General features: G+C 69.7%; 26 protein-coding genes and 4 pseudogenes. 18 read left to right on the forward strand and 12 right to left on the reverse strand.

What is annotated here, in order from left to right; genetic code table 11:
* The 4 genes from HDA41_RS33140 to HDA41_RS33155 all read left to right on the forward strand — a co-directional run bounded on the left by HDA41_RS33140 (window position 1) and on the right by HDA41_RS33155 (window position 4,629).
* Window positions 1-918: a carbohydrate ABC transporter permease gene (locus HDA41_RS33140; protein WP_184990535.1), complete on the forward strand. Its 918-nt coding sequence runs from the start codon at window positions 1-3 to the stop codon at window positions 916-918.
* A gap of 86 nt (window positions 919-1,004) precedes the next feature.
* Window positions 1,005-1,835, forward strand: coding sequence for a carbohydrate ABC transporter permease (locus HDA41_RS33145; RefSeq protein ID WP_184993941.1), 831 nt, complete (start codon window positions 1,005-1,007; stop codon window positions 1,833-1,835).
* Window positions 1,836-2,069: 234 nt separating this feature from the next.
* Complete coding sequence (locus HDA41_RS33150) at window positions 2,070-4,415, forward strand: right-handed parallel beta-helix repeat-containing protein (RefSeq protein WP_184990537.1); 2,346 nt, start codon at window positions 2,070-2,072, stop codon at window positions 4,413-4,415.
* A gap of 52 nt (window positions 4,416-4,467) precedes the next feature.
* Window positions 4,468-4,629: a hypothetical protein gene (locus tag HDA41_RS33155; RefSeq protein ID WP_184990539.1), complete on the forward strand. Its 162-nt coding sequence runs from the start codon at window positions 4,468-4,470 to the stop codon at window positions 4,627-4,629.
* A 23-nt stretch (window positions 4,630-4,652) separates the two neighbouring features.
* Here HDA41_RS33155 and HDA41_RS33160 read toward each other — a convergent pair whose 3' ends face one another.
* From HDA41_RS33160 to HDA41_RS33170, 3 genes are all read right to left on the reverse strand, one after another.
* Window positions 4,653-4,871 carry a hypothetical protein gene (locus HDA41_RS33160; RefSeq protein WP_184990541.1) on the reverse strand — a complete coding sequence of 73 codons (219 nt, stop codon included), beginning with the start codon at window positions 4,869-4,871 and terminating at the stop codon, window positions 4,653-4,655.
* Between the two features lie 215 nt (window positions 4,872-5,086).
* Window positions 5,087-6,301, reverse strand: a complete 1,215-nt coding sequence (locus HDA41_RS33165) for an acyl-CoA dehydrogenase family protein (protein ID WP_184990543.1) — start codon at window positions 6,299-6,301, stop codon at window positions 5,087-5,089.
* A 19-nt stretch (window positions 6,302-6,320) separates the two neighbouring features.
* Complete coding sequence (locus HDA41_RS33170; protein ID WP_184990545.1) at window positions 6,321-6,779, reverse strand: SCP2 sterol-binding domain-containing protein; 459 nt, start codon at window positions 6,777-6,779, stop codon at window positions 6,321-6,323.
* Between the two features lie 107 nt (window positions 6,780-6,886).
* Between HDA41_RS33170 and HDA41_RS33175 the strand changes: the two genes are divergently transcribed.
* Complete coding sequence (locus HDA41_RS33175) at window positions 6,887-7,549, forward strand: TetR/AcrR family transcriptional regulator (protein WP_184990547.1); 663 nt, start codon at window positions 6,887-6,889, stop codon at window positions 7,547-7,549.
* Between the two features lie 26 nt (window positions 7,550-7,575).
* Here HDA41_RS33175 and HDA41_RS33180 read toward each other — a convergent pair whose 3' ends face one another.
* From HDA41_RS33180 to HDA41_RS42845, 3 genes and pseudogenes are all read right to left on the reverse strand, one after another.
* Complete coding sequence (locus HDA41_RS33180; protein WP_230299840.1) at window positions 7,576-8,199, reverse strand: MaoC/PaaZ C-terminal domain-containing protein; 624 nt, start codon at window positions 8,197-8,199, stop codon at window positions 7,576-7,578.
* Window positions 8,199-8,459 carry a hypothetical protein gene (locus tag HDA41_RS41805; RefSeq protein ID WP_230299841.1) on the reverse strand — a complete coding sequence of 87 codons (261 nt, stop codon included), beginning with the start codon at window positions 8,457-8,459 and terminating at the stop codon, window positions 8,199-8,201. The genes HDA41_RS33180 and HDA41_RS41805 overlap by 1 nt, the downstream gene beginning before the upstream one ends.
* Window positions 8,456-9,013, reverse strand: a pseudogene (locus HDA41_RS42845) (SDR family oxidoreductase). Before HDA41_RS42845 ends, HDA41_RS41805 begins: the two are co-directional and overlap by 4 nt.
* Between HDA41_RS42845 and HDA41_RS43035 the strand changes: the two are divergent.
* Window positions 8,963-9,241, forward strand: a complete 279-nt coding sequence (locus HDA41_RS43035) for a hypothetical protein (RefSeq protein ID WP_435835685.1) — start codon at window positions 8,963-8,965, stop codon at window positions 9,239-9,241. The pseudogene HDA41_RS42845 and the gene HDA41_RS43035 sit on opposite strands and share 51 nt — an antisense overlap.
* 407 nt (window positions 9,242-9,648) lie before the next feature.
* Here HDA41_RS43035 and HDA41_RS42850 read toward each other — a convergent pair whose 3' ends face one another.
* Complete coding sequence (locus HDA41_RS42850) at window positions 9,649-9,810, reverse strand: hypothetical protein (protein ID WP_376706833.1); 162 nt, start codon at window positions 9,808-9,810, stop codon at window positions 9,649-9,651.
* 77 nt (window positions 9,811-9,887) lie between these two features.
* Here HDA41_RS42850 and HDA41_RS33190 point away from each other — a divergent pair, with 77 nt between their 5' ends.
* Both HDA41_RS33190 and HDA41_RS33195 read left to right on the forward strand, forming a co-directional pair.
* A complete protein-coding gene (locus HDA41_RS33190) occupies window positions 9,888-11,189 on the forward strand; it encodes an acetyl-CoA C-acetyltransferase (RefSeq protein WP_184990549.1) in 1,302 nt (433 codons plus the stop codon).
* A gap of 45 nt (window positions 11,190-11,234) precedes the next feature.
* Window positions 11,235-13,154, forward strand: a complete 1,920-nt coding sequence (locus HDA41_RS33195) for an AMP-dependent synthetase/ligase (protein ID WP_184990551.1) — start codon at window positions 11,235-11,237, stop codon at window positions 13,152-13,154.
* A 120-nt stretch (window positions 13,155-13,274) separates the two neighbouring features.
* Here the strand turns inward: HDA41_RS33195 and HDA41_RS33200 are convergent.
* Window positions 13,275-13,665: pseudogene (locus tag HDA41_RS33200) on the reverse strand (DNA-binding protein).
* Window positions 13,666-13,884: 219 nt separating this feature from the next.
* Between HDA41_RS33200 and HDA41_RS33205 the strand changes: the two are divergent.
* Together HDA41_RS33205 and HDA41_RS33210 are read left to right on the forward strand one after the other, a co-directional pair.
* Complete coding sequence (locus HDA41_RS33205; RefSeq protein WP_184990553.1) at window positions 13,885-14,097, forward strand: hypothetical protein; 213 nt, start codon at window positions 13,885-13,887, stop codon at window positions 14,095-14,097.
* A gap of 558 nt (window positions 14,098-14,655) precedes the next feature.
* A pseudogene (locus HDA41_RS33210) lies at window positions 14,656-15,252 on the forward strand (IS200/IS605 family accessory protein TnpB-related protein); the annotation flags it as partial.
* On the opposite strand, the gene HDA41_RS33215 reads toward HDA41_RS33210, so the two are convergent.
* The 4 genes from HDA41_RS33215 to nac all read right to left on the reverse strand — a co-directional run bounded on the left by HDA41_RS33215 (window position 15,242) and on the right by nac (window position 19,126).
* Complete coding sequence (locus HDA41_RS33215; protein ID WP_184990555.1) at window positions 15,242-16,276, reverse strand: L-idonate 5-dehydrogenase; 1,035 nt, start codon at window positions 16,274-16,276, stop codon at window positions 15,242-15,244. The pseudogene HDA41_RS33210 and the gene HDA41_RS33215 sit on opposite strands and share 11 nt — an antisense overlap.
* Before the next feature lie 28 nt (window positions 16,277-16,304).
* Window positions 16,305-17,075 (reverse strand): SDR family oxidoreductase, encoded by a 771-nt coding sequence (locus tag HDA41_RS33220; protein ID WP_184990557.1) that lies wholly within the window; start codon window positions 17,073-17,075, stop codon window positions 16,305-16,307.
* Complete coding sequence (locus HDA41_RS33225) at window positions 17,072-18,079, reverse strand: 2-hydroxyacid dehydrogenase (protein ID WP_184990559.1); 1,008 nt, start codon at window positions 18,077-18,079, stop codon at window positions 17,072-17,074. Before HDA41_RS33225 ends, HDA41_RS33220 begins: the two co-directional genes overlap by 4 nt.
* A 117-nt stretch (window positions 18,080-18,196) precedes the next feature.
* Entirely contained in the window at window positions 18,197-19,126 is a 930-nt protein-coding gene (gene nac / locus HDA41_RS33230) for a nitrogen assimilation transcriptional regulator NAC (protein ID WP_184990561.1), read from the reverse strand.
* A gap of 323 nt (window positions 19,127-19,449) precedes the next feature.
* Here nac and HDA41_RS33235 point away from each other — a divergent pair, with 323 nt between their 5' ends.
* The 8 genes and pseudogenes from HDA41_RS33235 to HDA41_RS33270 all read left to right on the forward strand — a co-directional run.
* Window positions 19,450-20,232, forward strand: a complete 783-nt coding sequence (locus HDA41_RS33235) for a LamB/YcsF family protein (RefSeq protein ID WP_184990562.1) — start codon at window positions 19,450-19,452, stop codon at window positions 20,230-20,232.
* Window position 20,233: 1 nt separating this feature from the next.
* Window positions 20,234-20,947, forward strand: a complete 714-nt coding sequence (locus HDA41_RS33240; protein WP_184990564.1) for a 5-oxoprolinase subunit B family protein — start codon at window positions 20,234-20,236, stop codon at window positions 20,945-20,947.
* Window positions 20,940-21,926: a 5-oxoprolinase subunit C family protein gene (locus tag HDA41_RS33245; protein ID WP_184990566.1), complete on the forward strand. Its 987-nt coding sequence runs from the start codon at window positions 20,940-20,942 to the stop codon at window positions 21,924-21,926. Before HDA41_RS33240 ends, HDA41_RS33245 begins: the two co-directional genes overlap by 8 nt.
* Window positions 21,927-22,019: 93 nt before the next feature.
* The gene (locus HDA41_RS33250; protein ID WP_184990568.1) at window positions 22,020-23,330 is read left to right on the forward strand and encodes an MFS transporter; all 1,311 of its coding nucleotides are present in this window, start codon (window positions 22,020-22,022) and stop codon (window positions 23,328-23,330) included.
* Between the two features lie 46 nt (window positions 23,331-23,376).
* Window positions 23,377-24,120: an SDR family oxidoreductase gene (locus tag HDA41_RS33255; RefSeq protein ID WP_184990570.1), complete on the forward strand. Its 744-nt coding sequence runs from the start codon at window positions 23,377-23,379 to the stop codon at window positions 24,118-24,120.
* 3 nt (window positions 24,121-24,123) lie between these two features.
* Window positions 24,124-25,350 carry an aspartate transaminase gene (locus HDA41_RS33260; RefSeq protein ID WP_184990572.1) on the forward strand — a complete coding sequence of 409 codons (1,227 nt, stop codon included), beginning with the start codon at window positions 24,124-24,126 and terminating at the stop codon, window positions 25,348-25,350.
* A gap of 9 nt (window positions 25,351-25,359) precedes the next feature.
* On the forward strand, window positions 25,360-26,034 hold the full coding sequence (locus tag HDA41_RS33265) for a 4-carboxy-4-hydroxy-2-oxoadipate aldolase/oxaloacetate decarboxylase (protein WP_184990574.1): 675 nt from the start codon (window positions 25,360-25,362) through the stop codon (window positions 26,032-26,034).
* Window positions 26,007-26,332 (forward strand): annotated as a pseudogene (locus HDA41_RS33270) (IS701 family transposase); the annotation flags it as partial. The gene HDA41_RS33265 and the pseudogene HDA41_RS33270, both read left to right, overlap by 28 nt.
* Window positions 26,333-26,696: the final 364 nt, after the last annotated feature.

Consider the following 26,696-nt stretch of genomic DNA (forward strand, 5'->3'; position numbering starts at 1 on the left):
ATGGTGGCGACCGGAACTCCCCAGGCCCGGGCGGCGGCGCCCGGAAGGCGGCGTGTGCGCAGCGGTCGTGTCGGCTACCTCTTCGTGGCCGGCTACACGATTCTCCTGCTGCTGTTCGGCGTGGTGCCGGTGGCCTACGCCCTGTGGCTGTCGGTGACCAACTCCAGCGGGCAGTTGGTGGGCCTGGGCAACTTCACTCGGGTGTTCGCCGACTACCGGTTCGGCTCGGCCTTCGCCCACATCGGGCTCTACCTGACTCTGTGGCTCATCAGCCTGATGGTGCTGGTGGTGACGCTGGCCCTGATGCTGCACGGCCGACTGAAGCGGACGAGCGCGGCGGTCCGGTTCATCTGCTACCTGCCGGGGGCTTTCGCCGGAGCGTCGAGCGTTCTGATCTGGCTGATCCTGCTCGACCCGGTCGCGAGTCCGGTCGGTCCGGTGCTGCGGGCAGTCGGCTGGCACAGCGCGGCACAGGTCGTAGCGCCGGAGAATCTGCCGGTGATCTTCACGATCATCGCCTTCTGGACGGGCGCCGGCAGCTGGATCGTCATCATGTACGGCGCGCTCAACGGTATTCCGGACGAGGTCATCGAGGCGGCCCGGATCGACGGGGCCGGCGCACTGCAGATCGCACTTCGAATACAGGTCCCGATGTTGCGTAAGTGGATCGCGTACATGTTGATCCTCGCCTTCGCCGGCGGGGCCCAGCTGTTCGTCGAACCGCAACTCGTGGGTACGGCAAGCTTCGGGCAGGTGCCCGACGACTGGTCACCCAACCAACTCAGCTACCAGTACGCGTTCGTCGCTGCCGACTTCAACGGCGCGGCGGCCATCGCGGTCGTCCTGCTCGTGCTGAGCCTCGGCTGCGCCGCAGTCGCCGTGTTCAAGGCTGGGCTGTTCGAGAGGGGCCATTCGTGACCGATCCGTCGTCGATCGCGAGCCGGGTTCCCGCCGGCCGGAACCGGGCAGGCGCGACATCAGTGGCCGCCCGGGTCGCCTGGGTGATGGTAGTCGGCGTCATTCTGTGCTTCTTCGCCCTGCCGATCGCCTGGATGCTGCTCGCCCCGACCCGGAGCGACGCGGGAATCGTGCACGGTGCTCCGTTCACCTTCGGCTCGCTGGACGACCTCGCGGCCAGCTGGCGGCACCTGTACGACTTCCAGTCGCACGCGATCGTCACCTGGGTGGGCAATTCGGCGCTGTATTCGTTCTCGGCGCTCGCCATCACGCTGGTCACCGCCGTGCCCGCCGGCTACGCCCTGGCCACAACCCGCTTTCGAGGGAGGGTCGCGCTGTTGACGGCCACCCTGATGGTGATGCTGATGCCCAACGCCACCCTGGTGCTGCCGCTCTACCTCGAGATGAACGCGCTCGGCCTGGACGGCTCGCGGTTGAGCGTCGTGCTGCCGCTCTCGTTCTTCCCATTCGGGGTGTACCTGACCTACATCTACTACGCCACGACCGTCTCCGGCGACCTGCTGGACGCGGCCCGCATAGACGGCGCGAACGAGTGGACGGTCTTCCGGCGGATCGCGCTGCCCTTGGCCCGGCCGGTGGTCGCTCTGGTCGCCTTCTTCAGCTTCGTGCACAGCTGGAACAACTTCTTCCTGCCGTTCGTGATGCTGCCCGACAGCCGGCAGTATCCCGCCCAGGTCGGGCTGAACAACCTGTTGACCGCCTCGCCGATGTTCAACTCCTCGAGCGGCATCTCGGAGATCCTCCGGCCCGAGCTGGCGCTGGCCGCTCTGCTCACCAGCGTCCCGGTCCTGATTGTCTTCCTCTTCTCCCAGCGCGCACTGGTCGCCGGCATGACCGCCGGGGCGACGAAGGAGTAGCCGTGCGAATCGGATACCTGCACACGTCCGAGGAGCCGGGCCTCGGCGTGGCAATCGACGAGAGACCGGCCACCCGGCATCCGTACGACCCGGCCTGCCTCCCGTAGCCCTCCTGGCCGACGGAACCAGCCACCCCTGGTATTGCGCCCGGCCCGACATTCCTCGCCGGACGGTACACCGAGATCCATCCGGATCACCGCCCTTCCGTAACCACCGAGCAAGGAGTGGAACGCCATGAGCATTCGTGAGCGAGTAGTCGTGACGGCCGTCGCCGGGGCCGTACTGACCGGGGGCCTGGTGCCCACCGGGCCGGCGCACGCGGCAGTGCCCTGCACCTTCTACGTCTCCGCGTCGGGCAGCGACGGTAACGCCGGAACCTCACCGGATCGCCCCTGGGCGACCTTGGAACGGGCGCGGGACCACATCCGACAGCAGGGGCTCAACAAGGACATGCGGGCCGACCTCCGCGTCTGCCTTCGCGGGGGCCGGTATACCCGGACGGCTACCTTCAACCTGGCCGAGGCGGACTCGGGTTCCAACGGGTTCAAGGTCGTCTACCAGGCGTATCCGGGTGAGACGCCCATCATTGACGGTGGTAAGGCCGTCACGGGCTGGAAACGGGTAACCGACCGGCCTTACTTCGTGGCCGACGTGCCGGAGTCGGCGGGCTACGCCGACTACTTCCGGCAGCTCTACGTCGGCGGCCGGCGGGCTCAGCTGGCGATGGGCAAGGGCATCGTGGGCAGCGGCTTCTTCGATGAGGCATCGATCCCCAACCCGCCGGCCAACCCGGAGCGGCCGACCCGCTCCTACGACGGCGTGCAGTTCCCGGCGGCCGGCGTTCCGGCGTACACCAACGTCCGCGACATTCGGCTGCTGCACATCGCGATCGGCTTCAAGATCGACTACTTCCCCGTCGTGGACATCAGCGCGAGCGGCGCCAACAAGCGGGTGCGCCTGGCACAGCCGCACTTCCAAGCGCGGCTGAACCGCGACGACGGCTTCTCGCTGGACTACGACGACACGTTCTACGTGCTCAACGCGTTCGAGGAGCTGGATTCCCCCGGCGAGTGGTACCTGAACCGGGCGACGAACAAGGTGTACTACTACCCGCGGGCGGGAGAGGACGTCAACCAGGCCGAGGCGTACGCGCCGGTGGTGGAGACGCTGGTGAACGTGGCCGGGTCCAGCCCGTCCGCGAAGGTGAGCGCGATCGCGTTCGACGGCATCACGTTCGAGCACGGCAACTGGCTGCTGCCTCGCGACCGGTTCATCGGCGGCTCGCAAGCGGAGGCGCAGTACGCGGACGACCCCTTCAAGGATCCGAACTACGACGGCTACGGCGGCGAGGTGCCCGGTCAGATCAAGCTGACCAACACCCGCGGCATCACCTTCACCAACAACACCGTGCGCATGATGGGCAGCGGCGGACTGCAGCTGCTGACCGGAGCCGAGGACGTCACCGTCACCGGCAACCTCTTCCACAACCTGACCGCCGCCGGGATCATCGCCGGCCGGTGGATGGACGTACACGTCGACGGCGCCCGGCGCACCAGGAACGTGACGATCAGCAACAACGTCGTGACCGACATCGGTGACGACTTCTTCCCGGCGACCGGGATCAGCCTGATGAACACCTACAACGTGGCGGTCACCCACAACCTCGTCTACGACACCGCGTACATGGGCTTCCATCAGCGCAAGGCGGAGGAGCACAGCCTCCTCGACGGGGTGGACGGGATCGGCAAGACGACGTTCAGCCACAACGAGGTGTACAACGCCACGTCCAAGGTGTCCTGGGGGGTGCACGACTCGGGGGCCGTCTACTCGTTCGGGTCGTGGCCGGGCAGCGTGGTCAGCCACAACCACGTGCACCACTCGACGTCGACCGCGAACTACTACAGCGACAACCAGAGTTACCAAACCCGCTGGGACTACAACGTCGGGCAGGGCGGGCGGTTCGACTTCTCCCCGCGTTACCGCCAGCCCCTGTCGGTGTACGCGTCGCACAACTACACCGACTTCGCCGACAACTGGCTCAACGGGGCCATCTACGACGGCGACGGGCGACCGCACGTGGTGACAGATGGTGCGTGGCCGGCCGAGGCGCGGACCATCATGAACCAGGCGGGCCTGGAACCGGCGTACGCCGGGCTGCGGTGGAAGGTGCCCAGGGAGAACCTGGCCGACCACTCCACCGTGTCGCAGCGCAGTGCCTGGAACAGCGACCTCGGCAAGCTTTGGGACGGCGTCACCGAGACCGGCGAGGCCAGCTCCAACGTGAACGAGTCCTGGGCGCAGTTCGATCTCGGTGCCGACTACGAGCGGTTCGCCTTCACCATCCAGCAGGACAAGTGCTGCACCTGGATGACCACCCACTGGAAGGTGCAGCGGTGGAGCGCCGGCCAGAACGCCTGGATCGACATCATGCCCTACCAGGCGATCAACACGACGGCGCCGGTCGTCCACCGGCCGCCGGCCGACCTCGCCACCACCAACATCCGGCTCTACGTGCGCAACAGCAACCAGAACGGAAGCGTCGGCGTACAGGAGTTCAGCGCGACCGGCGTGCGCAAGTAGCGGCCTCGACATCACGCGGCGGGCGTGGCGGAGCGGACGGGTGCACCGGGTCGTGCGCCTGCCCGACCGCCGCGCAGCGCTGTACGCCCAGGCGCCCACCTTCGAGCAGACCGACTGGACGCAACTCGTGACGCTCTACGGCCAACTGCTGTCGGTGTGGCCCTGGCCGTCCGAAGCTGATCCGGCAAAGGGCCACCACGCCGGACCGGATTGACTCATGGTCGCGCGTCCGCCGCCTCACCGGCTGGCCTTTGTCACCAGGGGGATGCCCTCGCGGTAGGTCGGCACCGTCGGTGCCCACCCCAACTCGCGCCTGGCCTTCGCGTTCGAGATGCGCATCGAGGTGGTCATGAGGGTGTGCAGCGTGTCGAGGAAGTCGGCCAGGCGCACCGTCCATGACTTTCGCCGTGCCGGGGTCACCCGCACGATCGCCGTCGAGGTCAGTGTCCTGACCACCGTGCCCAGCCACGTCGGCGCCGGGCTCGGTGTCGCACTCGTGCCGCCGGTGAGGACAGATGCGGCGGCACCGGTGGTCGTGGTGCCGTTCGCCCGCCCGGAGGGGGCAGCGCCGGTTCGCGCTCTCGATGCGTTCGTACAGCTGATCCCGGTCCACACGACAGTCGGCGAACACCACTGACGTACGCACTGCTGACGTACGAAGCCGGTCGCCCTCAGCGGATGTGCCTCCCCGAGATGGCCCTGGCGATCACCAGGCGCTGGATCTCGCTGGTGCCCTCGAAGATGGTGTAGATCTTCGCGTCCCGGTACATCCGCTCCACCGGGTGCTCCCGGCTGTAACCGGCCCCGCCCAGCACCTGGACGGCCTTCTCGGACGCCGTGACCGCCAGCTCCCCGGCGCGCAGCTTGGCCATCGAGCCCTGGCCGGCGTCGAAGACCTGGTCGTTGCGGGCCATCCAGGCCGCCTGCCAGATCAGCAGCCGTACCGCCTCGATCTCGGTGCGCAGGTCGGCCAGGGTGAAGGCGACCGACTGGTTCTCGATGATCGCCCGGCCGAACGCCTCCCGCTCGCCCGCGTACTCCAGCGCGTACTCGTACGCCGCCCGCGCGATGCCGAGCGCCTGCGCGCCGACCGTGGGCCGGCTGACCTCGAAGGTGGCCATGGCGGCCTGCCCCTTGGCCGTCGAGCCCTCGCGGGCGCGGGCGAGCCGGTCGTCGAGCCGGTCCTTGCCGCCGAGCAGGCAACTGCCGGGCACTCGTACGTCGTCGAGGAAGACGTCGGCGGTGTGCGAGGCGCGCAGCCCCAGCTTTCTGATCTTGCGGCCGGCGGCCAGACCTGGCGTGCCCGGCGGGACGACGAAAGCGGCCTGCCCGCGTACCCCGAGTCCGGGTTCGACCGAGGCGACGACCACATGCACGGCCGCGATCCCGCCGTTGGTGATCCACGCCTTCTGGCCGCTGAGTACCCACTCGTCCTTGGCCTCGTCGTAGCGGGCCCGGGTGCGCATCGCGCCGACGTCCGAGCCGGCCTGCGGTTCGGAGACGCAGAAGGCGGCGACCTTCGGGTCGTGCTCGTCGCCGAAGCACTGCGGGAGCCACTCGATCATCTGGTCGGGGGTGCCGGAGGAGAAGATGCCGGCGGCGGCCAGTGAGGTGCCGAACAGCGCCATGCCGATTCCGGCGTCGCCCCAGAAGAGTTCCTCGTTGGCGATCTGGAGGGAGAGCCCGGTGTGGTCGGTGAAGAGTTCGGCCAGCGACTCGAAGCCGTACAGCCCGATCTTCGCGGCCTCCTGGATCACCGGCCAGGGGGTTTCCTCGCGTTCGTCCCACTCGCTCGCCGCGGGCCGGACCACGTCGGCGGCGAAGCCGTGCACCCAGTCGCGCAGGTCGCGCTGTTCCTCCGTCAGTTCGAGGGAGAAGCCTGCCATGGTGTGTGCCTTTCGCTTCTCAGGCCTCGGGGATGTCGAACAGGCTCGGCAGCCTGGTGGCCAGTGCGATGTCGCCGACGACCTTCAGCTTGCGGGTGATGAACATCGACACCGGACTGCCGTTTCCGGACACGAGCTTGAGGAAGGCCGCGTCGTCGAGCACGAGGGAGACCCGCGCCTCGCTCTCGGAGCGGCCCTCGCGGACGGTCAGGGTGCGGTCGGCGACCGCGGTCTCGTACACCACGTCGCTCTCGCCGGTGATCTTCCAGCGGATCACGGCGTTCAGCGGGCCCGCCGCGTCGGGCCGGAACTGCCGTTCCATCCGTCCGAAAATCTCCGCGATCACCCGGCGGCGGAGCACCTCGTCCTGGGCGATCTCGCCGATCTCCCGGCCGGACAGCCCCTTGACGATGCGCGCGAACTCGTCCGGGGAGACGGCTGCCAGGTCGAGACTGTCCAGGTCCAGTTCGTCGGTCATCCGATGCTCCTTGCTCCTTCTGGCGGATCCGGCCCAGCCAGCTATTTGACTCTTGAGTAAGATTACTCTGGAGTCAAATTAGAGGGGGAGTGGGTAGGCTGGCAAGAGTGAGTGGCACGGGCAGACGAAGACTTCCGCGGCAGGTCCGCGAGCAGCAGATCATCGACGCGGGGGTGCGGGTCTTCTCCAAGCGCGGCTACCACGCCGCGGTGGTCGACGAGATCGCCGAGCTGGCGGACATCTCGAAGCCGATGGTCTATCTCTACTTCGGCTCCAAGGAAGGCCTGTTCATCGCCTGCATCCGGCGTGAGGGCGAGCGGCTCACCCGCGGGTTCCAGGAGGCGGCGAGCGCCGGGAAGTCGGCGGACGAGCAGCTGTGGGCCGGGCTCTCGGCGTTCTTCGGCTATGTCGCCGCCACCCGGGACGGGTGGGTGGTGCTCTACCGGCAGGCCCCCGAGCAGGGCGGGGAGATCGCGGCCGAGGTGCGGCGCCAGCGCGAGGCGGTCATGGCAGCCGTCGTCGAACTGGTCCGGTCCGGCGCCTCGGGTAGCGGGGCCTTGGCGGAACGCGGTGGGCGGGACGCGGAGTTCGTCGCGCACGCGCTGGTGGGGGCGGCCGACTCGCTGACCGGATGGATGGCCGACCACCCCGGCGAGACCCCGGACAAGGTCACGCTGCGGCTGATGAACATGGTCTGGGTCGGGATGCGCAACGTCCTCGACGGCGAGGTATGGGTGCCCCCGGACGGCGACAGCGCGGCGGGCGAATAGAACGCCCCGTCACTCCTCCGACGGCGTCACGCTGCCGTGCGGATGCGTACGGGTACCGTCCCGGCCGCCCGCCAGCAGGAAGGCCCATCCGCCTCCCTTGGTCTCCACCGCGTGGAACCGCACCCGCGCGGGCAGCGGCACCGGGGCCTTGAAGGCCACGTCCACCCGGTAGGCGTCCGGCAGCCGGTCCGCCCGCTCCAGCTCCGCCAGGCAGCGCGCCTTCGTCCACTGCCGTGCGCGATCGCCCGGGGGAAGCCGAACACCTTGGCGGTGAGCGGGCTCAGATGGATGGGATTGCGGTCGCCGGACACCGCGGCGTACGCCCGCCCGATCTCGCCGGGGAACTCCCACACCCCGCCGGTCCACGGGCCGACGGGCTCGTGCGTGGCGGCGGGTGCGGGGCCCTCGCCCCGCCCGCCCGGCTTCCCGCGGCTGAGATACGTCGACGTCTCCCGCCACAGCACCCCGCCCGACGGCGCCGAGCACTCCGACGTGATCCCGAAGGCCGCCCCCTTCGGGTGGTCGTACGGTTCGCCCGCCCATACCTCGTAGCGCAGCCGCTCGCCGGAGCCGACGGGGCGCAACTGCTCGATACGGTTGCCGATGTGCACGAGGCCGGGCACCGGGAAGGGGAAGTCGCGCGCCGTCATCAGTGCCATGGCAAGCGGGAGGGCGACGATGTGCGGTACGTGCCGGGCACCGTGTCGCCTGCGGCGAAGCCGCACACCCGCGCGTACCGCCGCAGTCGCCCGGCGTCCGCCGCCAGGTCCGTACGCACCAGCCGGGGGAGGGCGGCACGGCCGTTCGCCGGCGTCCTCCTGCGCAGCAGCGCCTTCGCGTACAGCAGCGGCAGCCGGGGCGGGTCCGCCTCCACCATGGCGTCAGGCCGGTCCGTCGCCATGCCGCTCACGCCCCCAGCAGGGACTGGCCGCACACCCGAAGCACCTGACCGGTCACGGCCCCGCTGCCCGGGGAGGCGAGATACGCGACGGCCTCGGCGACGTCCACCGGCTGCCCGCCCTGACTGAGGCTGTTCATTCGGCGGCCGGCCTCGCGGATGAACAGCGGCACGGCGGCGGTCATCTTCGTCTCGATGAAGCCGGGTGCGACGGCGTTTGACGGTGATGCCCCGGCCGGCCAGCGGGGCGTGGGCGGCCTGGACCAAGCCGGTCAGACCGGCCTGCTCGCCGCGTAGTTGGTCTGGCCGGCGTTGCCGGCGATGCCGCTGATGGACGAGGTGCAGATGATCCGGCCGCCGTCGTGCAGCACGGGCCCGTGCTCGTCGCCTTCTCCGTCGTCGGCCAGGAGCCGGGCGTTGACGCGTTCCACGGCGGTGAGATTGACGTCGATGACGGCGTTCCAGCGGTCGGCGTCCATCCGGCCCAGCGTCCTGTCCCGGGTGATGCCCGCGTTGTGGACGACGATGTCGACGCCGCCGTGGCGTACACGCAGGTGCCGGGCCAGCCGGCTCTACGCCGCGTCCTCGGTGAGGTCCAGCTCCAGCGCGCTGCCACCGACCCGCCCGGCGACGGCCCTGAGCTCCTCGCCCTGCGCCGGTATGTCGAGACACACCACGTGCGCGCCGTCCCGCGCCAGGGTCTCGGCGACGACCGCGCCGATGCCCCGGGAAGCCCCGGTGACCAGGGCGGCCCTGCCGTCCAGCGGCCGTTTTTGGGTCTACGGGGGCCGTGACCGAGCCGGTCGCGGCGATGCGCAGTGCCTGCCCGGAGACGTAGGCCGACCGCGCCGACAGCGCGAACCGCAGCGTCGACTCCAGGGCCCCCTCGGCGCCGGGCGCGAGGAGCAGCAGGTGCGCGGTGCTGCCCCGGCGCAACTCCTTGCCGGCGGAGCGCACCAAGCCCTCCAGGGCGCGCTGGGCGGCTGACTCCCGTATGGCGGCGGTCTGTTCGGGCGGCGTGCCCAGCACGACCAGGCGTCCGCAGGGGGCGGCGAGCGGATCCGCGGGTGGAAGAAGGCGTGAGGCTCGGCCAGTCGCGCACTGGAGGTGATCCCGGTGGCGTCGAAGACCAGCGCGTGCGGCTGCCCGGGGTCGGCGGCCACCTCCGAACCGAAGGGCTCCAGCAGCTCTCGTACGGGCTTCAGCAGCCGCCCGCCGTCCGGGCCCCGAGGACGACCGGCCCCGCGGTGACCGGAGCGCCTGCGTGATAGCGGCGCAGCGACTCCGGGCGCGGCAGGCCCAGGCGCCTGGCGAGGAAGCCGCCCGGCGCGGAAGCCGTGAATCGCTGGTAGCGGTCAGCCATTGATTTCTCCTGACTCATAAGTAAGTCTACTGGAGAGTAAAATAGCGGAGCTCATCTCATAAGGAGCAGCGAGCGACATGACGTCCCACCCGCGCCGCGCGGCGGTCATCGGCGGTAACCGCATCCCGTTCGCCCGCGCGGACGGCACGTACGCCACCGCCTCGAACCAGGAGATGCTGGGCGCCGCCCTCGACGGCCTGGTGAACCGTTTCGGTCTGCGCGGCGAGGTGCTCGGCGAGTTCGTCGCCGGCGCGGTGCTCAAGCACGCCCGCGACTTCAACCTCGCCCGCGAGACGGTCCTGGGCAGCAAGCTCGACCACCGCACCCCGGCGTACGACGTCCAGCAGGCCTGCGGCACCGGCCTGGAGGCGGTGATCCTCGTCGCCAACAAGATCGCCCTCGGACAGATCGACGTCGGTGTCGCGGGCGGCGTGGACACGGCCAGCGACGTCCCGCTGGGAGTCAACGACGACCTGCGCAACGTGCTGCTGAAGGCCCGTCGGCAGAAGACCACCGGCCGACGGCTGGGCGCTCTGACCGGCGTACGCCCGCGTCACCTCGTACCCGACATCCCGCAGAACGCCGAGCCGCGCACCGGCCTGTCGATGGGCGAGCACGCGGCGCGCACGGCGAAGGAGTGGGGCATCACGCGCGAGGCGCAGGACGAACTGGCCGCCACCAGCCATCAGCGGCTGGCGGCGGCGTACGAGGAGGGCTTCTTCGAGGACCTCCTCACCCCGTTCCGCGGCCTGGAGCGCGACGAGAACCTGCGACCCGACTCCACGCCGGCCGGGCTCGCCCGTCTGAAGCCGGTGTTCGGCAAGGGCGACGGCGCCACCATGACGGCGGGCAACTCGACGCCGCTGACCGACGGCGCCTCCACGGTGCTGCTGGCGAGCGAGGACTGGGCCGCCGCCCGCGGGCTGCCCGTGCTCGCCTACGTGAGCGCGGCGCGCACCGGCGCCGTCGACTTCGTAGCCGGCCCGGACGGCCTGCTGACGGCGCCCGCGTACACGGTGCCGCGGCTGGTCGAGGCGGCGGGCGTGGGCCTCGCCGAGTTCGACTTCTACGAGATCCACGAGGCCTTCGCCTCCCAGGTGCTGGCCACCCTCGCCGCCTGGGAGGACCCGGCGTTCTGCAGGGACCGCCTGGGCCTGGACCAGCCGTTCGGCAGCGTCGACCGCGACCGCCTCAACGTGCACGGCTCGTCCCTCGCCACCGGCCATCCGTTCGCCGCCACCGGTGGCCGCATCGTCGCGACGCTGGCGAAGCTGCTGCACGAACGGTCCTCGAAGACGGAGGGCGATGCTCCGGTCCGCGGCCTGATCTCCGTCTGCGCGGCGGGCGGCCTGGGCGTGACCGCTGCACTCGAACGCTGAACTCACCTGAATGCACCCCGCCACGCACGACCGCAGGAGCAGACGATGGGCGTACGCAAGGATTTGAAGACCGCTGCCAGGCGCCGTGATCTCGCCGACCGCGTCTCGCTGGAGGTGATACGCGAGAACGGAGCGGTACGGGAGGTGCGCGCCACCCCGCTGGTCGGCGCGGCCACGTCGGGCTCCTGCGCGGACATCCCGTTCACCAACGCGGCTGAGGCCCCGGACGCGGTCGTCATCCGCCGAAAGGAGGGCGGGAGCTGGCGTCCGGTGACCGCGCGGGCGTTCGCGCGGGAGGTGACGGCCGTCGCCAAGGGCCTGATCGCGGCCGGGCTGCAGCCGGGCGGCCGGGTCGCGCTGATGTCCCGTACCCGCTACGAGTGGTGTGTGCTGGACTTCGCCATCTGGGCGGCCGGTGGCCAGACCGTGCCGGTCTACCCGACCTCCTCGGCCGACCAGATCGCCTGGATCCTGCACGACTCGGGCGCGGCGCACCTGGTGTGCGAGACGCCGGAGAACGCGGCGACGGTAGCGACCGCGGTGGCCGAACTGCCGGCGCCGCCCCGGGTGTGGCAGCTCGACGACGGCGCACTGGCCGCTCTCACCTCGCAGGGCAGCCCGGTCGCGGACGAGGAGGTGACGAAGCGTCGCGCGGCCCTCACGCCCGGCACGACCGCGACCCTCGTCTACACCTCGGGCACCACCGGCCGCCCGAAGGGCTGCGTACTGACGCACGGCAACCTGCACGCGGAGGCGACCAACACGATCGAGCTCCTGCATCCGGTCTTCCGGGAAGTGACCGGCCAGCAGGCCTCCACGATCCTCTTCCTCCCCCTGGCGCACATCCTGGGCCGCACGATCCAGATCGCCTGTCTGCACGCCCGGATCGAGATCGGCCACTGGCCGAGCATCAAACCGAACGAACTGCGCCCGGAGTTCCGCACCTTCAGGCCGACCTTCGTGGTCGGCGTCCCGTACCTCTTCGAGAAGATCCACGACACCGCGCGGGCAACGGCGGAGAAGATCGGCAGGGGGGCGTCCTTCGATCGCGCGGACAACATCGGTGTGCGCTTCGGAGAGGCGGCCCTGGCCAAGTTCCTGGGGACAACCCGGAAGGGCCCGGGCCTCGGCCTGCATGCGGCCCGGGCGCTGTACGACCTGCTGGTCTACCGCCGTGTCCGCAAGGAGTTGGGCGGCAAGCTCCGCTACGCGATCAGCGGCGGCTCCCCCCTCGACCGCCGCCTGAACCTCTTCTTCTACACGGCGGGGATCGTCATCTACGAGGGCTACGGCCTGACGGAGACCACCGCCGCGGCCACCATCACCCCACCGCTGCGGCCACGCCCGGGCACGGTGGGTCAGCCGGTGCCCGGGACGTCGGTCCGTATCGCCGACGACGGCGAGGTCCTGATCAAGGGCGACATCGTCTTCGGCTCGTACTGGAACAACGCCGCGGCCACGGACCGGGCCAAGCGCGACGAGTGGCTCGTCACGGGCGACCTCGGCAGCCTGGACGATGACGGCTACCTGAGGATCACGGGCCGCAAGAAGGACCTCCTGATCACCACGGGCGGCAAAAACGTCGCCCCCGTGGTCCTGGAGGACCGCATGCGCAGCCGCCCGCCCATCGGCCAGGTCATGGTCGTCGGCGACCGGCGCCCCTTCATCGCCGCCCTGGTCACCCTGGAGCCGGAGGCCATCGAGCACTGGCTCGCCGTCCGTAAACGCCCGAAGGACACCCCTCGGGCCCAACTCCGCGAGGACCCGGAGCTGCTGGCGGACGTCCAGAAGGCGGTCGACTACGCGAACGAAGCGGTGTCGCGCGCGGAGGGCATACGCAAGTTCGTGATCATAGACGGCGACTTCACGGAGGAGAACGGCCTGCTGACCCCGTCGCTGAAGGTCAAGCGGCATGTGGTGACAGAGGTTTACGGGGAGGAGATCGAGAAGCTGTACGGGGGGTGACTCGGAGGGCATCTGCTCTGTGACGATCCGAGTGAAGGAGCCTCCTGTTCGGCCATGGTGGCCGTCAGCGGCCCGACCCCGTTCGGTCCCGTCGGGAGGGGGCGGAGGCGTTGGTGGCCATCAGCCCTTGATCACGCGGATGCCGGTGCCGCAGAGCATCAGGAGGTCTTCGGGGTCGGAGGTCGGGAACCTCACCGGGGCAGGTGAGGTGAGTGCGATGGCGGCAACGAAAGCGTCGAGGGCGTACTCGTGGCCGTGCAGTCCTGCCGCGGCGAGGAGCACTCGCGGGGCGGGCGGTGGCTTCGGTGGGCGGCACGATGTTGACGCGCGAGACGGCGTGGTCGAAGCGGGCCTGGTCGGTCTTGGGGGCGCAGGCTTCGACGACGGTGACGACGCTGGTAATGACGCGTTTGTCCTCGGCCCCGGCAGCGGTGAGCCACTCGGTGACTTCGGCTGCGCGTCGCACGAGTTCGGAGAGGCCTTCGCAGTCGAGGACGAGGGTGCCGCTCACGAGGCGTCCGCCGAGCCGGCCAAGTCCGTCGTGTCGCCGCGCCAGACGGCCCGCTCGGCCGCGAACGATGCCTGATCCACGGGCCCGTGCTCGGCCTCCGCGTCCTCGATGAGTTCACGCAGCCGGTCGCGTTCCAGTTGGCGCTGGACGAGGGCTTCGACGTAGGCGGGGACAAGCCTCGTTTGCCGTGCGGGCCTTGAGAGCGACGATGGTGCCTTTGTGGAGGGAGACGGAGACCGGGCGGACGGGGCCGTCGCCGGGAGCGGGATCGGGGTGGGCGACTCGTGTCTCAGGCAGCCCGGCGGTGCCGCCAAGACGTTCACGGTGACGGTGCAGAACTTCACCAAGCACACCGTGAAGCATGTCGACGTCGCCTACAGCACCTACGCCGCCGACCAGCCGGTGCTCAAGGAAGTCCGCCCCGGGCTCTGACGACCTTCCGCAGCCTGGCGATCAGCCTCGCCCACCTCGCCGGACGGACCAACAAAGCCGCCGCCCACGACCACTACCGCAACCATCCCGCCGACGCCCTGTGCGAACTCGGTCTCACAGGATGAGCACGCATCACGCCTGTCCATGGGGTGACGGCAACTGGGGTGCGGGCGTAAGGGTGAACGATTTGTGAGACCGGCGTGAATGAACAAGATTTCTATCCGCAAGGACCGGTAGGTGCAACCCAAGATCTGTATCGTCGAAAATACCTGAAGTTTCAACATCTAAGGGGATGCCATGAGTGTTGTTGTCGGTCGGCTCCGCAGGGCCGCCGCGATGGTCGCCGTCGCGTGTGCCGCGCTCGGAACCGTGTTCCTGGTGCAGACCCAGGCCCACGCGATAGGGACCCCCGGTTCCCATTCTTCGTCCTACTGCGTAAGCCACCCCACCAAATGCTGAAAGTGCTGTTGATCTGGTGAGGGGCTGTCCGGCCGTGGGCCGGGCGGCCCCTCGGCCCATGAGTTGACCAGTCGGCTCGCCTTCGCCGTGTGCGAGAGGAAATCCGTCCAGGTCCGCCACGCCCTCACCCGCCTCCTGCACTGAGCCCAAACGTGCGGCGTCAAGGCGATCGCGGTGGAGGACCTGGACTTCACCTCCGAGAAGAACCGGGAGAAACACGGCCGCAGGAAACGCTTCCGCCAGTTGATCTCCGGCATGCCCACCGGGAAGCTCCGTGCCCGGCTGGCCTCGATGGCTGATCAGACGGGGATCTCGGTCATCGCCGTCGACCCGGCCTACACCAGCCGCTGGGGCGCCCAGCACTGGCAGAAACCCCTCACCACGACCACCCGTAAGACCACTCGCCATGACGTTGCTGCCGTGGCGATCGAAAGGCGCGCCCAGGGACACCCGATCCGGCGACGGACGGCACCGCCCCCACAGCACCGGAGTGATGCGGTGGGGTATCGGTCCGTCCAGGCCGGCTTGGGTGTCCTTGGGCGTGAGGAAACCCGTCCCCGCATTCCCGGACCACGGACACGATCCGTGCCGCCCGGACGCGGAGTGAACGCGGGCAACCAGAACGCCCAACACCGTCCGGGGCGTTCGGCCGAGCACGAGACCTGGCAACAGGACTCACTCCCGCTCAGTCTCTAGGAACGGTCAGGTCCAGCAGAACCTTGGAGGCGACGGCCCTGTCGTGGGCGATGTCGAAGGCGGCGCGGGCCTCGGCGAGCGGGAAGGTGTGCGTCACGATGGCGTCGACGGGCAGGCCCTGGGCCAGCAGGCCGATCGCCTCGTCGAACTCGGAGTCGAAGCGGAAGGCGCCCCGAAGCTCCAGTTCGCGGGTGACGGCGATGTTGCCCAGCAGGGGCACCTCGCCGGGAGGAAGCAGACCGAGGAGTACGACGGTGCCTCCGCGGCGTACTCGTTCGACGCAGTTTCGTAGCCCCGCGGGCGCTCCGGATGCCTCGACGGCGATGTCGAAGGGGCCCGTCGACGCGCCGGCCTCGGGATCGTCCGCCCGTAGCGTGGCGGTGGCTCCGGACGCGGCGGCGATGCGCAGGGGAGTGTCGAGGAGGTCGCTCACGACGATCTCCGCGGCGCCCCTGTGCTGCAGAACGGCGGTGACCAGGCAGCCGATCGGCCCCGCCCCGGTGACCAGGACTCGCTTGCCCGTCACCTCACCGGCCCGGTGCACGGCGTGCAGGGCCACGGAGAGAGGTTCGGCCAGGACGGCACGGCGCAGGTCGAGCTCCGGTGGCAACGGGCGGATCTGTGCCGCGGGCGCGGTGAGGAGTTGCGCGAAACCGCCTTGGACGTGGGGCGTGCGGGCGGCGCTGCCGAGGTAGCGGGTGTCGGCACAGATGTTGCGGCGGCCGGCCGCGCAGTGGGGGCAGTGGTCGCACGGTGTGGCGGGGTGGACTGCCACCGGGGTTCCGATGGCCGGTCCCTCGGTGTCGGCTCCCAGGGCGGTGACGTGGCCGACGACCTCGTGTCCGAGCACCATCGGTTCCCGGACGGTGAAGTCGCCGACCCGGCCGTGGCGGTAGTAGTGCAGGTCCGATCCGCAGATTCCGCCGAGGGTGACGGCGACGGTGACCTGGCCGGGCCCGGGCCGGGTGGGGGAGCGGTACTCGACCCGGAGGTCTCCTGCCGTGTGGACGACGCAGGCTTGCATGGTGAAGTTCCTTCCGTTGCCGTCTCCGTCACAGGACGGAGAGCATGCCGCCGTCGACGTAGAGCACCTGCCCGTTGACGAAGTCCGACGCGGGGGAGGCCAGGAAGAGCAGGGCGCCTACGAGGTCGTCGACGGCGCCCCAGCGACCGGCGGGCGTGCGTTTGCGGACCCAGGCGCTGAATTCCTCGTCGGCCACCAGGGCCGAGGTGAGTTCGGTGTCGAAGTAGCCGGGTCCGATGCCGTTGACCTGGATGCCCAGTGGGCCCAGGTCGGCGCACATGCCCTTGGTGAGCATCTTCAGGCCGCCCTTGGTGGCGGAGTAGGCGGCGATACCGGGCCGGACCGCCTCGCTCTGCAGTGAGCAGATGTTGACGATCTTGCCGCGCTGTCGGGGTGCCATGCGCCGTGCGACCTCGCGACCGACGAGGAAGGCACTGGTGAGGTTGGTGTCGAGGAGGCGTTGCCAGTCGGCGTCGGTGAACTCCAGGAGCGGGCTGCGGTGTTGGACTCCCGTGTTGTTCACCAGGATGCCGATCGGTCCGGTCTCCTCCTCGATACGGGCGATGCCGGCGGTGACGGCCGCCGAGTCCGTCACGTCGAAGGCGGCTGTCCGTACCCGGTCTCCGAAGGAGGCCGCGAGTTCCTTGCGGGTCTCTTCCAATGCCGTGGTGTCGCGTCCGTTGAGGACGACCGTGCAGCCGGCTTCCAGCAGGCCCCTGGCGAGTGCTTTGCCGATGCCTCGGCTGGAGCCGGTGACGAGGGCCGTATCTCCGGTGATGTCGAACAGCGGGTGGCTCATGCGCGTGCCCCTGCGGTGCCTGCCGGGGTGCCCGGCACGGCCGGGCTGCCGGGGAGGGGGGTGCGGGCGGGGCGTTCGGCGAGGACGTCGAGGATGTTGTCGACCGCCAGGTCGACCATGGCGGCCCGAGTGGCCTCGGTGGCCGACCCGATGTGGGGCAGCGTGACCACGTGCGGCTCGGCCACCAGCGGCGACAGTTCCGTTCCCATCGGTTCGCGTTCGAAGACGTCGAGACCGGCGGAGTGCAACCGTCCTTCCCGGACGGCATGGAGCAGGGCCTCCTCGTCGACGACCCCGCCACGGGAGGTGCTGACGAGTGTGGCCGTGGGCTTCATCGCGGCCAGTTCGCGGGCCGAGATCAGGTGCCGTGTCTCCTCGGTGAGCGGCACGTGCAGCGACACGATGTCGGACTCGGCCAGCAGCGTGGCCAGACCCACCGACACCGACAGGTCGTCGTCGGGCGCGTAGGGATCGTGGTGGAGCACGCGCATGCCGAACCCGTGGGCCCGGCGGGCCACCGCGTGGCCGATCTGGCCGTAGCCGATCAGGCCCAGGGTGGCTCCGTGGATGTCCAGGCCGAGGTAGTCGTGCATCCGGAACAGCTCCCAGGAGCCTGCCGCCAGGTTCGCTTCGGCGTCGCCGATCCGACGGCGGGCGGCCAGGATCAAGGTGAAGGTGAGGTCGGCGGTGGTCTCCGCGAGCACGCGAGGGGTGTGGGTGACGACGATGCCTCGCTCGGCGGCGGCGGCCCGGTCGACGTTGTCGAATCCCATGCTCGCCAGCGATATGACGCGCAGCGAGGGTCCCGCCGCGTCCATCAGCGCACCGTCCACCGGATCGTTGCCCAGCGCCAGAACGCCACTCACCCCGGAGGCGAGCGCGGCGAGGTCGGCGGGTCCGGGCTTCGCGGTCCCCGGCCAGGCCACCACGTCCGCCGCCCCGGAAAGGCGGTCCAGGCCGCGGCCGGGCAGATTTTCACGGGTGGTGAGGACACGCTTTTTCATCTATGTCTCCAGTGACGAGCCGTGAATTATCGACCGGCGGCCGGTTCGAAAGAAAGCCGGTCCCGGAAAAAGCTAGCCGGGGTGGTCACCGGAAACAAATAACGGATTTGTGTGACGCTATCGGCGATCCTTATCCCCGCCAGGGGACCCGTCAAAGGTGGTGATCATTTCGAGGAACAGATCATGCACGGCCAAGGCGGGTTCCGAGAGGGGCTGATTGTCCGACGTGACCAGTGACAGCTTGACCTGGATGACGGGGTTCACGATGCGGCGCACGGACACGGAGCGGACGTCGAGGATGGCGCGCGCCGCCGACCAGGGCAGGACCGTGGCGCCGAGTCCCGCGTCCACCGCGTTGACGAGCGTCAGCGCGGATTCGACCTCGCCCACGACGTTCAGCCGGAGCGACGCCTGCTGGAAGGCGGCGTCCACGACCTGTCGGATCGTGTGGATGCGGCTGGGCAGCAGCAGGGGCACGCTCGTGAGTTCCTCCAGGTTCACCTCGCCCTGTCCGGGCGGGGCCGTTTCGCCGAGCGCGCCGATCAGGAACAGGTCCTCCGTGCGTACGGGCTCGAACTGCACACCCCGCAGCGGGCCGGCCCCGTAGATGAACGCCATGTCCATCCGGCCCGTCATGATCGCTTCGCTGATGACGCCGCCGAAGTTCTCGTTGATGTGCAACAGGATGTCCGGGTAGAGCTCGCGCACGCTCTTGAGCAGCGGCAGGGCGAGCGCCGCGCCCAGGCTGTACGGCGCGAGGCCCACGGACACGCTGCCGGCGGGAGCCCGGCCGGAGACCTCGACGGCGGCGTGTGCGAGGTCCACCTGCCTCAGGATCAGCTGAGCGTGGCGGTACAGCGCCCGGCCCGCCTCGGTCGGGGCGACCCCGCGTTTGCTGCGGATCAGCAGTTGCTGCCCGAACTGCGTCTCCAACGCGGACAGCTGCTGGCTGAGCGCGGGCTGGGCGATGTGCAGGATGTCGGCCGCGCGCGTGATGCTCCCCGCATCGACGATCTTGATGAACGAGTAGAGACGCCTGGTGTCCATGCGGGGCCTTCCACGGGGAGCGGAGCCTCATCGTAGGGAGGGGGTGCCCCGAAGCACAGTCCCGGAGAGCCTCGGCTGTGGGCCAGGTCATAGCCGTTCGCGATAACGCCAGACCGAACGCATATTGGCGGTCATGCGAGCACGGTATTAAGTTGAGCGGAACATCCAGCCCGGAACCGTCCCGCGAAGTCGGAGTAAATCGGTTCCCAGGAATTCTTTCTGCTCGTGACAATCGCCTTTGTGTCCGAGAGTGCGGATCTTTTTCGGGATATCACGAAGACGTGCTGGACTCTCCTTCCTCATCGTATTTCCCGGAGGACGTCATGACCCCCATGGTTGACCTCGTCGCCGATCTCGGCGAGGGATTCGGCGCCTACACGATGGGCGACGACGAATCTCTCCTGGAGATGCTGACGTCCGCCAATGTCGCCTGCGGGTTCCACGCCGGTGATCCGCGCATCATGGACACCACCGTCCGGACCTGCGTGGAGAACCGGGTGGCCGTGGGAGCACACCCGAGCTTTCCCGACCTGGTCGGCTTCGGCCGCCGCGCGATGGACCTCACGCCCGAGGAGGTCCGTACGGACGTGCTGTACCAGATCGGCGCCCTCCAGGCGTTCGCCGTCGCGCACGGCACCCGGGTGCGGCACGTCGCCCCGCACGGACGACTGGGCAACCTGGTCGCCGTGCGTGCCGACTACGCCCGTGCCGTCGTGGACGCCGTCGCCGCCCTGGACGAGTCGCTGATCATCCTGGCGCAGGACGGTGAGCTCGCCGACGCCGCCCGGGCCCGCGGACTGCGGGTGGGCATCGTCGGTATCGCCGACCGCGCGTACCGCGACGACGGGACCCTCGTCCCCCGCTCCGAGCCCGGAGCGGTGATCCACGACGCGGATGAGGTGGCCCGGCGGACGCTGCGCATGGTCACCGAGGGGGTCATCCGCAGCGTTGACGGCAAGGACCTCCCGGTCGCCTGCGACACCGTCCTGCTGCACGGAGACAGCCCCGGAGCGATCGCGCTGGCCGGCCGCATCCGCGAGGAACTCCTCGCCGCCGGTGTCGAGATCACCTCTCTCGACAAGGTGCTGAGCGGGACGGGCGCCTGACATGAACGGCAACATCACGATCACCGACTGCGGTGACTCCGCCCTGACCGCCAGGGCCGTGGGCCTGGGCGCCGAAGACGCCTGGCGGCTCGTCCACGCTTTGGCCGACGCCCTGGACGCGGTCCGGCTCACCGGAGTCCATGACGTGGTGCCCACCTATGACGCCCTGCTCGTGGAGTTCGACTGCACCAGCACCGACCACGACACGGTCCGGCGGATCGTGGCGCACGAGGCCGCCCGCCTCGGGCCGGACCCCACGCCGGCGGCACCGCCACGACGCTTCGTCGTGCCCGTCGTCTACGGCGGCGAGCACGGGCCCGACCTGCCCGAAGTCGCCCGCCAACTCGACCTGACCGAGAGCGAGGTCGTCGCCCTCCACTCCGGGAGCGACCTCACCGTGCGCTGCCTCGGAGCGCCCGCCGGGGCGCCGATGACGGACGGCCCGCCCTTCCCGAAACCGGTGCCGCGCCTGGCGTCGCCCCGCACCCACGTCGATCCCGGCTCGGTCGCCGTCGCCGGACGGCAGGCCGTCATCTGCCCGATGCCCTCGCCCGGCGGCTGGCCGCTCCTCGGACGCACCCCCGTGCGCGTCCTCGACCTGCACAGCGACCCGATCACCGCCTACCGGCCCGGTGACACCTTCCGCTTCGTGCCCATCACGCCCGACGAGTGGGACGACTACGCCGACACGCCCCTGGCGGCCTGCCATGGCTGACACCCTCACGATCCGCACCGCCGGACTCGTCACCGTGCAGGACCTCGGCCGGGTCGGCCGCTCCCGCTACGGTCTGCCCGCCGGCGGAGCCGCCGACCAGCACTCGGCGCGCGTCGCCAACGTCCTGTGCGGCAACGACGACCGCGCCCCGCTGCTGGAGATCACGGCACTCGACTTCGCGTGCGTTCCCTCCGCCGACATCCTCATCGCCGTGACCGGCGCCCCCGCCGACGTGACCGTCGAGGGAAGCCTCCGCCCGCAGTGGGAACCGGTCCCCGTACGGGCGGGCGAGACCCTGCGCGTCACCGGCATCCACCGAGGACTGCGCGTCTACCTGGCCGTCCTCGGCTCGTTCGAAGCCGACTACCTTCAGGGAAGCTGCGCTCCCGACACCATCCTGGGATTCGGCCCCGCCCTGAGCAGCGGCGACGAACTCGTGCTGCGCACGGCCTGCCCGCCCATCGACCACCCCTTCTCACGCATCCCGCTGTTCCGCCTCAAGGCCCCCGTCCTCCCGTTCCCCACCACCTGGACGATCGACGTCACCGACGGCCCCGACCGGGCCGAGTTCGCAGACACGGGAAGCCGCCTGTTCGACGCCCCCTTCACCGTCAGCCCGCGCAGCAACCACATCGGTCTGCGTCTGCAAGGCGACGTGCCCCGCCGAGTCACCCAGGGCGAAATCCTCTCCCGCGGCGTCCCCATCGGCGCCGTCGAAGTGCCGGCGGGGGACGAACTGCTCGTGCTGCACCGCGGCCGCGGCGTCACGGCCGGCTACCCCGTCCTCGCCGTCGTCACGGCCACCGGCCTGTCCGCCCTGGGGCAGGTGCGCCCCGGGCAGACCATCCGCTTCCGCCACCGCACCCTCGACCAGGCGGTCACCGCCCACCGCACCCAGCGCCACTCCGTCGACGCACTGCGAACCCGCGTCCGCACAGCCTTCGACGCCCTGCGCATCCGCGCTCCCGACGCCGGCTGATCGTCCTCCCGCCGCCGCCCAGCCGTCCCCTTCGCCCGCCCGCACGGAGCCCCACGCCCTTCGTCCCCAGCCCGCCGCAAGACAGGAGACGCCATGACCACCATGGCCGCTCAGCCAGTCCCCAACACCGTCGACCCGAGAACAGCCCGGAAGGTCACCCTCGCGGGATGCGTCGGCATCTTCGCCGAGCTCTACGACAACGGCATCTTCGGCTTCATGGCCGGAACGCTCGCCGCCGTCTTCTTCCCCGGCTCCGACAACGCCATCCAGCTCGTCTTCCTCGGGTACGCCGTCTCCTTCTTCTTCCGCCCCCTCGGCGGCATCATCTGCGGCCACCTCGGCGACCGCATGGGGCGCCAGCGCATGCTGGTCTTCGTCATCATGCTGATCAGCGTCGCCACCGCGGCCATCGGCCTCCTGCCCACCTACGCGAGCATCGGCATCGCGGCGCCGGCCCTGCTGATCCTGCTGCGCATCGCCCAGGGCTTCTCCGTCGGCGGCGAGGCGTCGGGCGCGATGAGCTTCCTCGCCGAGCACGCACCGGAGGGCAAGCGCGGCCTCTACACCAGCTACGCGCAGATCGCCTCGTTCCTCTCCCTGCTCACCGGCACGCTGGTCGCGGCCGCCATGACCAGCGGACTCGGCACCGAACGCATGGAGTCCTGGGGCTGGCGCATACCGTTCCTGCTCGCCGTACCGCTCGGCATCACCGGGATCTACATCCGCAAGCGCATCAGTGACACGCCCAACTTCACGCGCCTGAAGGAAAAGGGCGACCTGTCCAAGAACCCCCTGAAGGAGGCGTTCGCCTCCGCCGAGCACCGCCGCGCCATGCTGCTGGCCCTGTTCATCCCCCTGATGAACGGCTCCGGGTACTACGTCCTGTTCAGCTACATGCCCACCTTCATGAGCAGCGAGCTCGACTTCGGCAAGGTCCAGGGACTGCTCGTCACCGCCTCCAGCCTGGTCGCGATCTGTATCGCCATCCCCTACATGGGCCGTCTCTCCGACCGGATCGGACGCAAGAGGGTCATCGCCGGCTCGGCGATCGCCATGGCCGCCGTCGGTATCCCCTGTTACCTCCTGATCGGCACCGGCAACCTCGCCCTCGCCGTCCTCGGCGCCTGTGTCATGGCCGTCGTGTTCGCCGGGCACACCGGCGTCATCCACATCCTGCTCGTCGAACTGTTCCCCACCCGCGTGCGCTACTCCGCCTACGGCCTGGGCTACAACGTCTCCTCCGCGCTCTTCGGCGGCACGGCCCCGCTGCTGATGACCTACCTCATCGCCCAGACGGGCAACGTCAACATGCCGGCCTTCTACGCCGTCGTCACCGCCCTCGGCACCCTCGTCGCCGTGTCCCGGGTCAAGGACCGCGCCCACCTGCCCCTGCGCGACGCCTGACAGATCCACGCACCCGCACGCCCCCCACTCCAAGGAGCACAGCAGCATGCCCATCTCCGACTACAGGACGGCCCTCGTCACCGGAGCGTCGACCGGCATCGGAGCCGTGGTCGTCGAGCGACTCACCAAGCGCGGCCTCGAGGTTCACGCGGTGGCGCGCAACGCCGAACGGCTCGACGCCCTCGCCCGCGACACCGGTTGCATCCCGCACGCCGTCGACATCACCGACACCGAGGCGCTCACCGTCGCACTGGACGGCCTGGAGATCGACGTCCTCGTCAACAACGCGGGTGTCTCGCGCACCGGCAACATCCTGACCGCCGACGAGTTCGCCGTCGACGAGCAGGTCGCCGTCAACATCCAGGCCGTTCTGCACCTGGTGCGTCTGCTCATGCCCGGCATGGTCGAGCGCGACCTCGGCCACATCGTCAACATCAGCTCCATCGCCGGTGTCTACAACTTCGGCGGCAACACCATCTACCACGCCACCAAGGCAGCCGTGCACACCCTCTCCCGCCAGCTGCGGGTCGACGGCTATGGCCGCCGGGTACGTGTCACCGAGATCTGCCCGGGGCGCGTGGAGACGGAGATCTTCGGCCGCCTGCTCGGAGACATGGAGGAGGCGCAGCGGCAGTTCTACGACGGCTACGAGTCCCTCAAGCCCGAGGACATCGCCGACTCCATCGAGTTCGCCGTCGACTCGCCCCGGCACGTCAACATCGGCCACATCGAGATCCTGCCCACCTTCCAGGTCCCCGGCGGCCTCAACTTCGAGCGCCGCGAGGGCTGAGCCATGGACACCGCGGAGCGCGTACGCCGTATCAAGCCCTCGCCCAGCACGGCGGCGGCGCAGCGCGTACGCGAACTCAAGAGCCAGGGCTTCACCATCCTCGACCTGACCGTCGGCGAGCCCGACTTCGACACCCCCGGTCACGTCAAGGCCGCCGCGATCGAGGCCATCGAGGCGGGCGAGACCAAGTACACCCCCGTGAACGGCACCCCGCGGCTGCGCTCGGCCATCGCCGGGAAACTTCGTGAGCGCCACGGGCTGGAGTGCGCCGACGCGCAGATCGCGGTCGGCGGCGGGGCCAAGCAGGTCATCTTCCTCGCCCTGATGGCCACCCTGGACGAAGGGGACGAGGTCATCGTCCCCGCCCCGTACTGGGTGTCCTATCCGGACATGGTCCGCGCCAACGACGGTACCCCGGTCGTCGTCGACTGCCCCGAGGCGGACGGCTTCAAGCTCACTCCGGAGCGGCTCGGGGCGGCGATCACCGAGCGCACCCGCTGGGTCGTCCTCAACACCCCCGGCAACCCGACCGGATCCGCCTACACCACCGGCGAACTGCACGCGCTGGCCCAGGTGTTGCTGGACCATCCGCGGGTGAGCGTCCTCACGGACGAGATCTACGACGAGATCTGGTACCGCGACGAGGACGCCCCGTCCCTGGCAGCTGTCGAACCGCGTCTGGCCGAGCGGGTGTTCCTCACCAACGGCGTCTCCAAGACGTACGCGATGACCGGCTGGCGCATCGGCTACGGTGTGGGCCCCAAGGACCTGGTGACGGCGATCAACACGCTGCAGTCCCAGACCTCCTCCTGCCCCTCCTCCGTGAGCCAGGCCGCCGCTGCCGCCGCGCTCACCGGACCGCAGGACTTCGTCCGGGAAACCGTGCGCGTCTACCGCGCGCGCCGCGACGCCACGGTGAAGCTCATCAACGACATTCCCGGTCTCAGCTGCACCGTCCCCGACGGAGGCTTCTACCTCCTGGTCAACTGCCAGGACTCCATGGGGCAGTTCACCCCGTCGGGAAGCCGGATCCAAAACGACGAGGACTTCGCACGCTACCTGCTCGACAGTCGGCAGGTCGCCGTGATCCACGGAGCCGCGTACGGCGCACCCGGCTACTTCCGCATCTCGTTCGCCACCTCGACGGACGTCCTCACCGAGGCGTGCGCGCGCCTCGCGACGGCGTGCGCTGACCTGACCGCCGCCCCCTCCGCCACTCCCTCCGCCTGAAAGGTCATCATGATCCGCGTCAGCACGAAGTTCGAGCGGCCGGACGCCGCGCTGGTCGAGCAGCTGCGTGCCTTCTCCTCGGCCACCATCCATGAGGCGCAGGGCCGGCTCGGGGCGCTGGACTCGGTCATCAAGCCGGTCGACCACCGCATGTCCCTGTGCGGCCCCGCCTTCACGGTCCAGTGCGCACCCCGCGACAACCTGATGCTGCAGACCGCCATCGCCTACGCCCGCCCCGGGGATGTCGTGGTCGTGTCGGCCGGCGCCTACGAGGAGGCGGGCTCCTTCGGGGACGTCCTCGCCAACGCCTGCCAGGCCAAGGGGCTCGGCGGCCTGATCACCGACACGGGCGTCCGGGACACCGAGGACCTGCGCGCCCTGGGATTCCCCGTCTTCTCCCGCAGCGTGTCCATCAAGGGCACGGTCAAGGAGACAGTCGGACCGATGTGTGAGCCGGTCACCATCGGCGGCGTACTCGTCCGTCCCGGTGACGTGATGCGGGCCGACGCCGACGGCGTGGTCGTCGTCCGCCGCGAGGACGCCGCTGCGGTGACCACCGCCTCACAGGAGCGGGTCGACGCCGAGGCCGGCTACATCTCCGCGTACCGGGCGGGCAGGACGGTCATCGAGATGTGTGGTCTCGAGCCGCTTCTCGCGTCGAAAGGGCTCATGATCGAGGACTAGTACTGCAACGGTGGGCACGCGTCGAGGTGCGGCCCTGGCACCGCGAGGACCGCCGGCACTGGGTTCTTGCCCGCCGCAGCGTGAGCAGGCCCGAGGAGATCTCCTACTACATCGCCTACTGTCCCGCCGACACGACGCTGGACGAGCTGATCCGCATCGCGGGCAGCCGCTGGGCAGTCGAGGAATGCTTCCAGACCGCGAAGCAGGAATGCGGCCTGGACGACTACCAGGTCCGCCGCTACCCCGGCTGGCACCGCCACATGACCTGGCCATGGCCGCCCACGCCTGCCTGACCGTCCGGTCGCGTCCCGCGTCGTGGTGTAGGGGATCAAGGGTGACGCGTTCCGGTACAAGGCCTCTGACGATCTCCGCGGAGGCGGCCGTCCACGAGGCCCCCCGCTGGGGGGAGTTGGACACCCCGTCCTGCGGAGCCGCCGTCCCCGACCTGCGGATTCCGGCGCCTTGGTCGGCTACACCACCCGGCGGGACGCCATCTCGCTTGCGGTCTCGTCATAGCGCGACTCGATGCGGTCGAGTATCCGCTCGTTCCAGGTTGGGAAGCCGCAGCCTGCTGGAGTGTGAGTGAGTCGTGGAAGTAGTGGCGGATGCTGCTGGCGGGCGCTGTCACGTTGGCTGAGCGGGTGGGATGATCTCCGGGTTGA

Origin of the sequence: Streptomyces caelestis, assembly GCF_014205255.1 — a bacterium.
In the GTDB taxonomy this organism is placed as follows: Bacteria; Actinomycetota; Actinomycetes; order Streptomycetales; family Streptomycetaceae; genus Streptomyces; species Streptomyces caelestis.

Excerpts from the sequence above, each read along its gene's own strand:
- HDA41_RS33140 (WP_184990535.1), top strand. The coding sequence starts at position 1 with ATGGTGGCGACCGGAACTCCCCAGGCCCGGGCGGCGGCGCCCGGAAGG.
- HDA41_RS33145 (WP_184993941.1), top strand. The coding sequence starts at position 1,005 with ATGGTAGTCGGCGTCATTCTGTGCTTCTTCGCCCTGCCGATCGCCTGG.
- HDA41_RS33150 (WP_184990537.1), top strand. The coding sequence starts at position 2,070 with ATGAGCATTCGTGAGCGAGTAGTCGTGACGGCCGTCGCCGGGGCCGTA.
- HDA41_RS33165 (WP_184990543.1), bottom strand. The coding sequence starts at position 6,301 with ATGGCAGGCTTCTCCCTCGAACTGACGGAGGAACAGCGCGACCTGCGC.
- HDA41_RS33170 (WP_184990545.1), bottom strand. The coding sequence starts at position 6,779 with ATGACCGACGAACTGGACCTGGACAGTCTCGACCTGGCAGCCGTCTCC.
- HDA41_RS33180 (WP_230299840.1), bottom strand. The coding sequence starts at position 8,199 with ATGACGGCGCGCGACTTCCCCTTCCCGGTGCCCGGCCTCGTGCACATC.
- HDA41_RS42850 (WP_376706833.1), bottom strand. The coding sequence starts at position 9,810 with ATGGCTGACCGCTACCAGCGATTCACGGCTTCCGCGCCGGGCGGCTTC.
- HDA41_RS33190 (WP_184990549.1), top strand. The coding sequence starts at position 9,888 with ATGACGTCCCACCCGCGCCGCGCGGCGGTCATCGGCGGTAACCGCATC.
- HDA41_RS33195 (WP_184990551.1), top strand. The coding sequence starts at position 11,235 with ATGGGCGTACGCAAGGATTTGAAGACCGCTGCCAGGCGCCGTGATCTC.
- HDA41_RS33215 (WP_184990555.1), bottom strand. The coding sequence starts at position 16,276 with ATGCAAGCCTGCGTCGTCCACACGGCAGGAGACCTCCGGGTCGAGTAC.
- HDA41_RS33220 (WP_184990557.1), bottom strand. The coding sequence starts at position 17,075 with ATGAGCCACCCGCTGTTCGACATCACCGGAGATACGGCCCTCGTCACC.
- HDA41_RS33225 (WP_184990559.1), bottom strand. The coding sequence starts at position 18,079 with ATGAAAAAGCGTGTCCTCACCACCCGTGAAAATCTGCCCGGCCGCGGC.
- nac (WP_184990561.1), bottom strand. The coding sequence starts at position 19,126 with ATGGACACCAGGCGTCTCTACTCGTTCATCAAGATCGTCGATGCGGGG.
- HDA41_RS33235 (WP_184990562.1), top strand. The coding sequence starts at position 19,450 with ATGACCCCCATGGTTGACCTCGTCGCCGATCTCGGCGAGGGATTCGGC.
- HDA41_RS33240 (WP_184990564.1), top strand. The coding sequence starts at position 20,234 with ATGAACGGCAACATCACGATCACCGACTGCGGTGACTCCGCCCTGACC.
- HDA41_RS33245 (WP_184990566.1), top strand. The coding sequence starts at position 20,940 with ATGGCTGACACCCTCACGATCCGCACCGCCGGACTCGTCACCGTGCAG.
- HDA41_RS33250 (WP_184990568.1), top strand. The coding sequence starts at position 22,020 with ATGACCACCATGGCCGCTCAGCCAGTCCCCAACACCGTCGACCCGAGA.
- HDA41_RS33255 (WP_184990570.1), top strand. The coding sequence starts at position 23,377 with ATGCCCATCTCCGACTACAGGACGGCCCTCGTCACCGGAGCGTCGACC.
- HDA41_RS33260 (WP_184990572.1), top strand. The coding sequence starts at position 24,124 with ATGGACACCGCGGAGCGCGTACGCCGTATCAAGCCCTCGCCCAGCACG.
- HDA41_RS33265 (WP_184990574.1), top strand. The coding sequence starts at position 25,360 with ATGATCCGCGTCAGCACGAAGTTCGAGCGGCCGGACGCCGCGCTGGTC.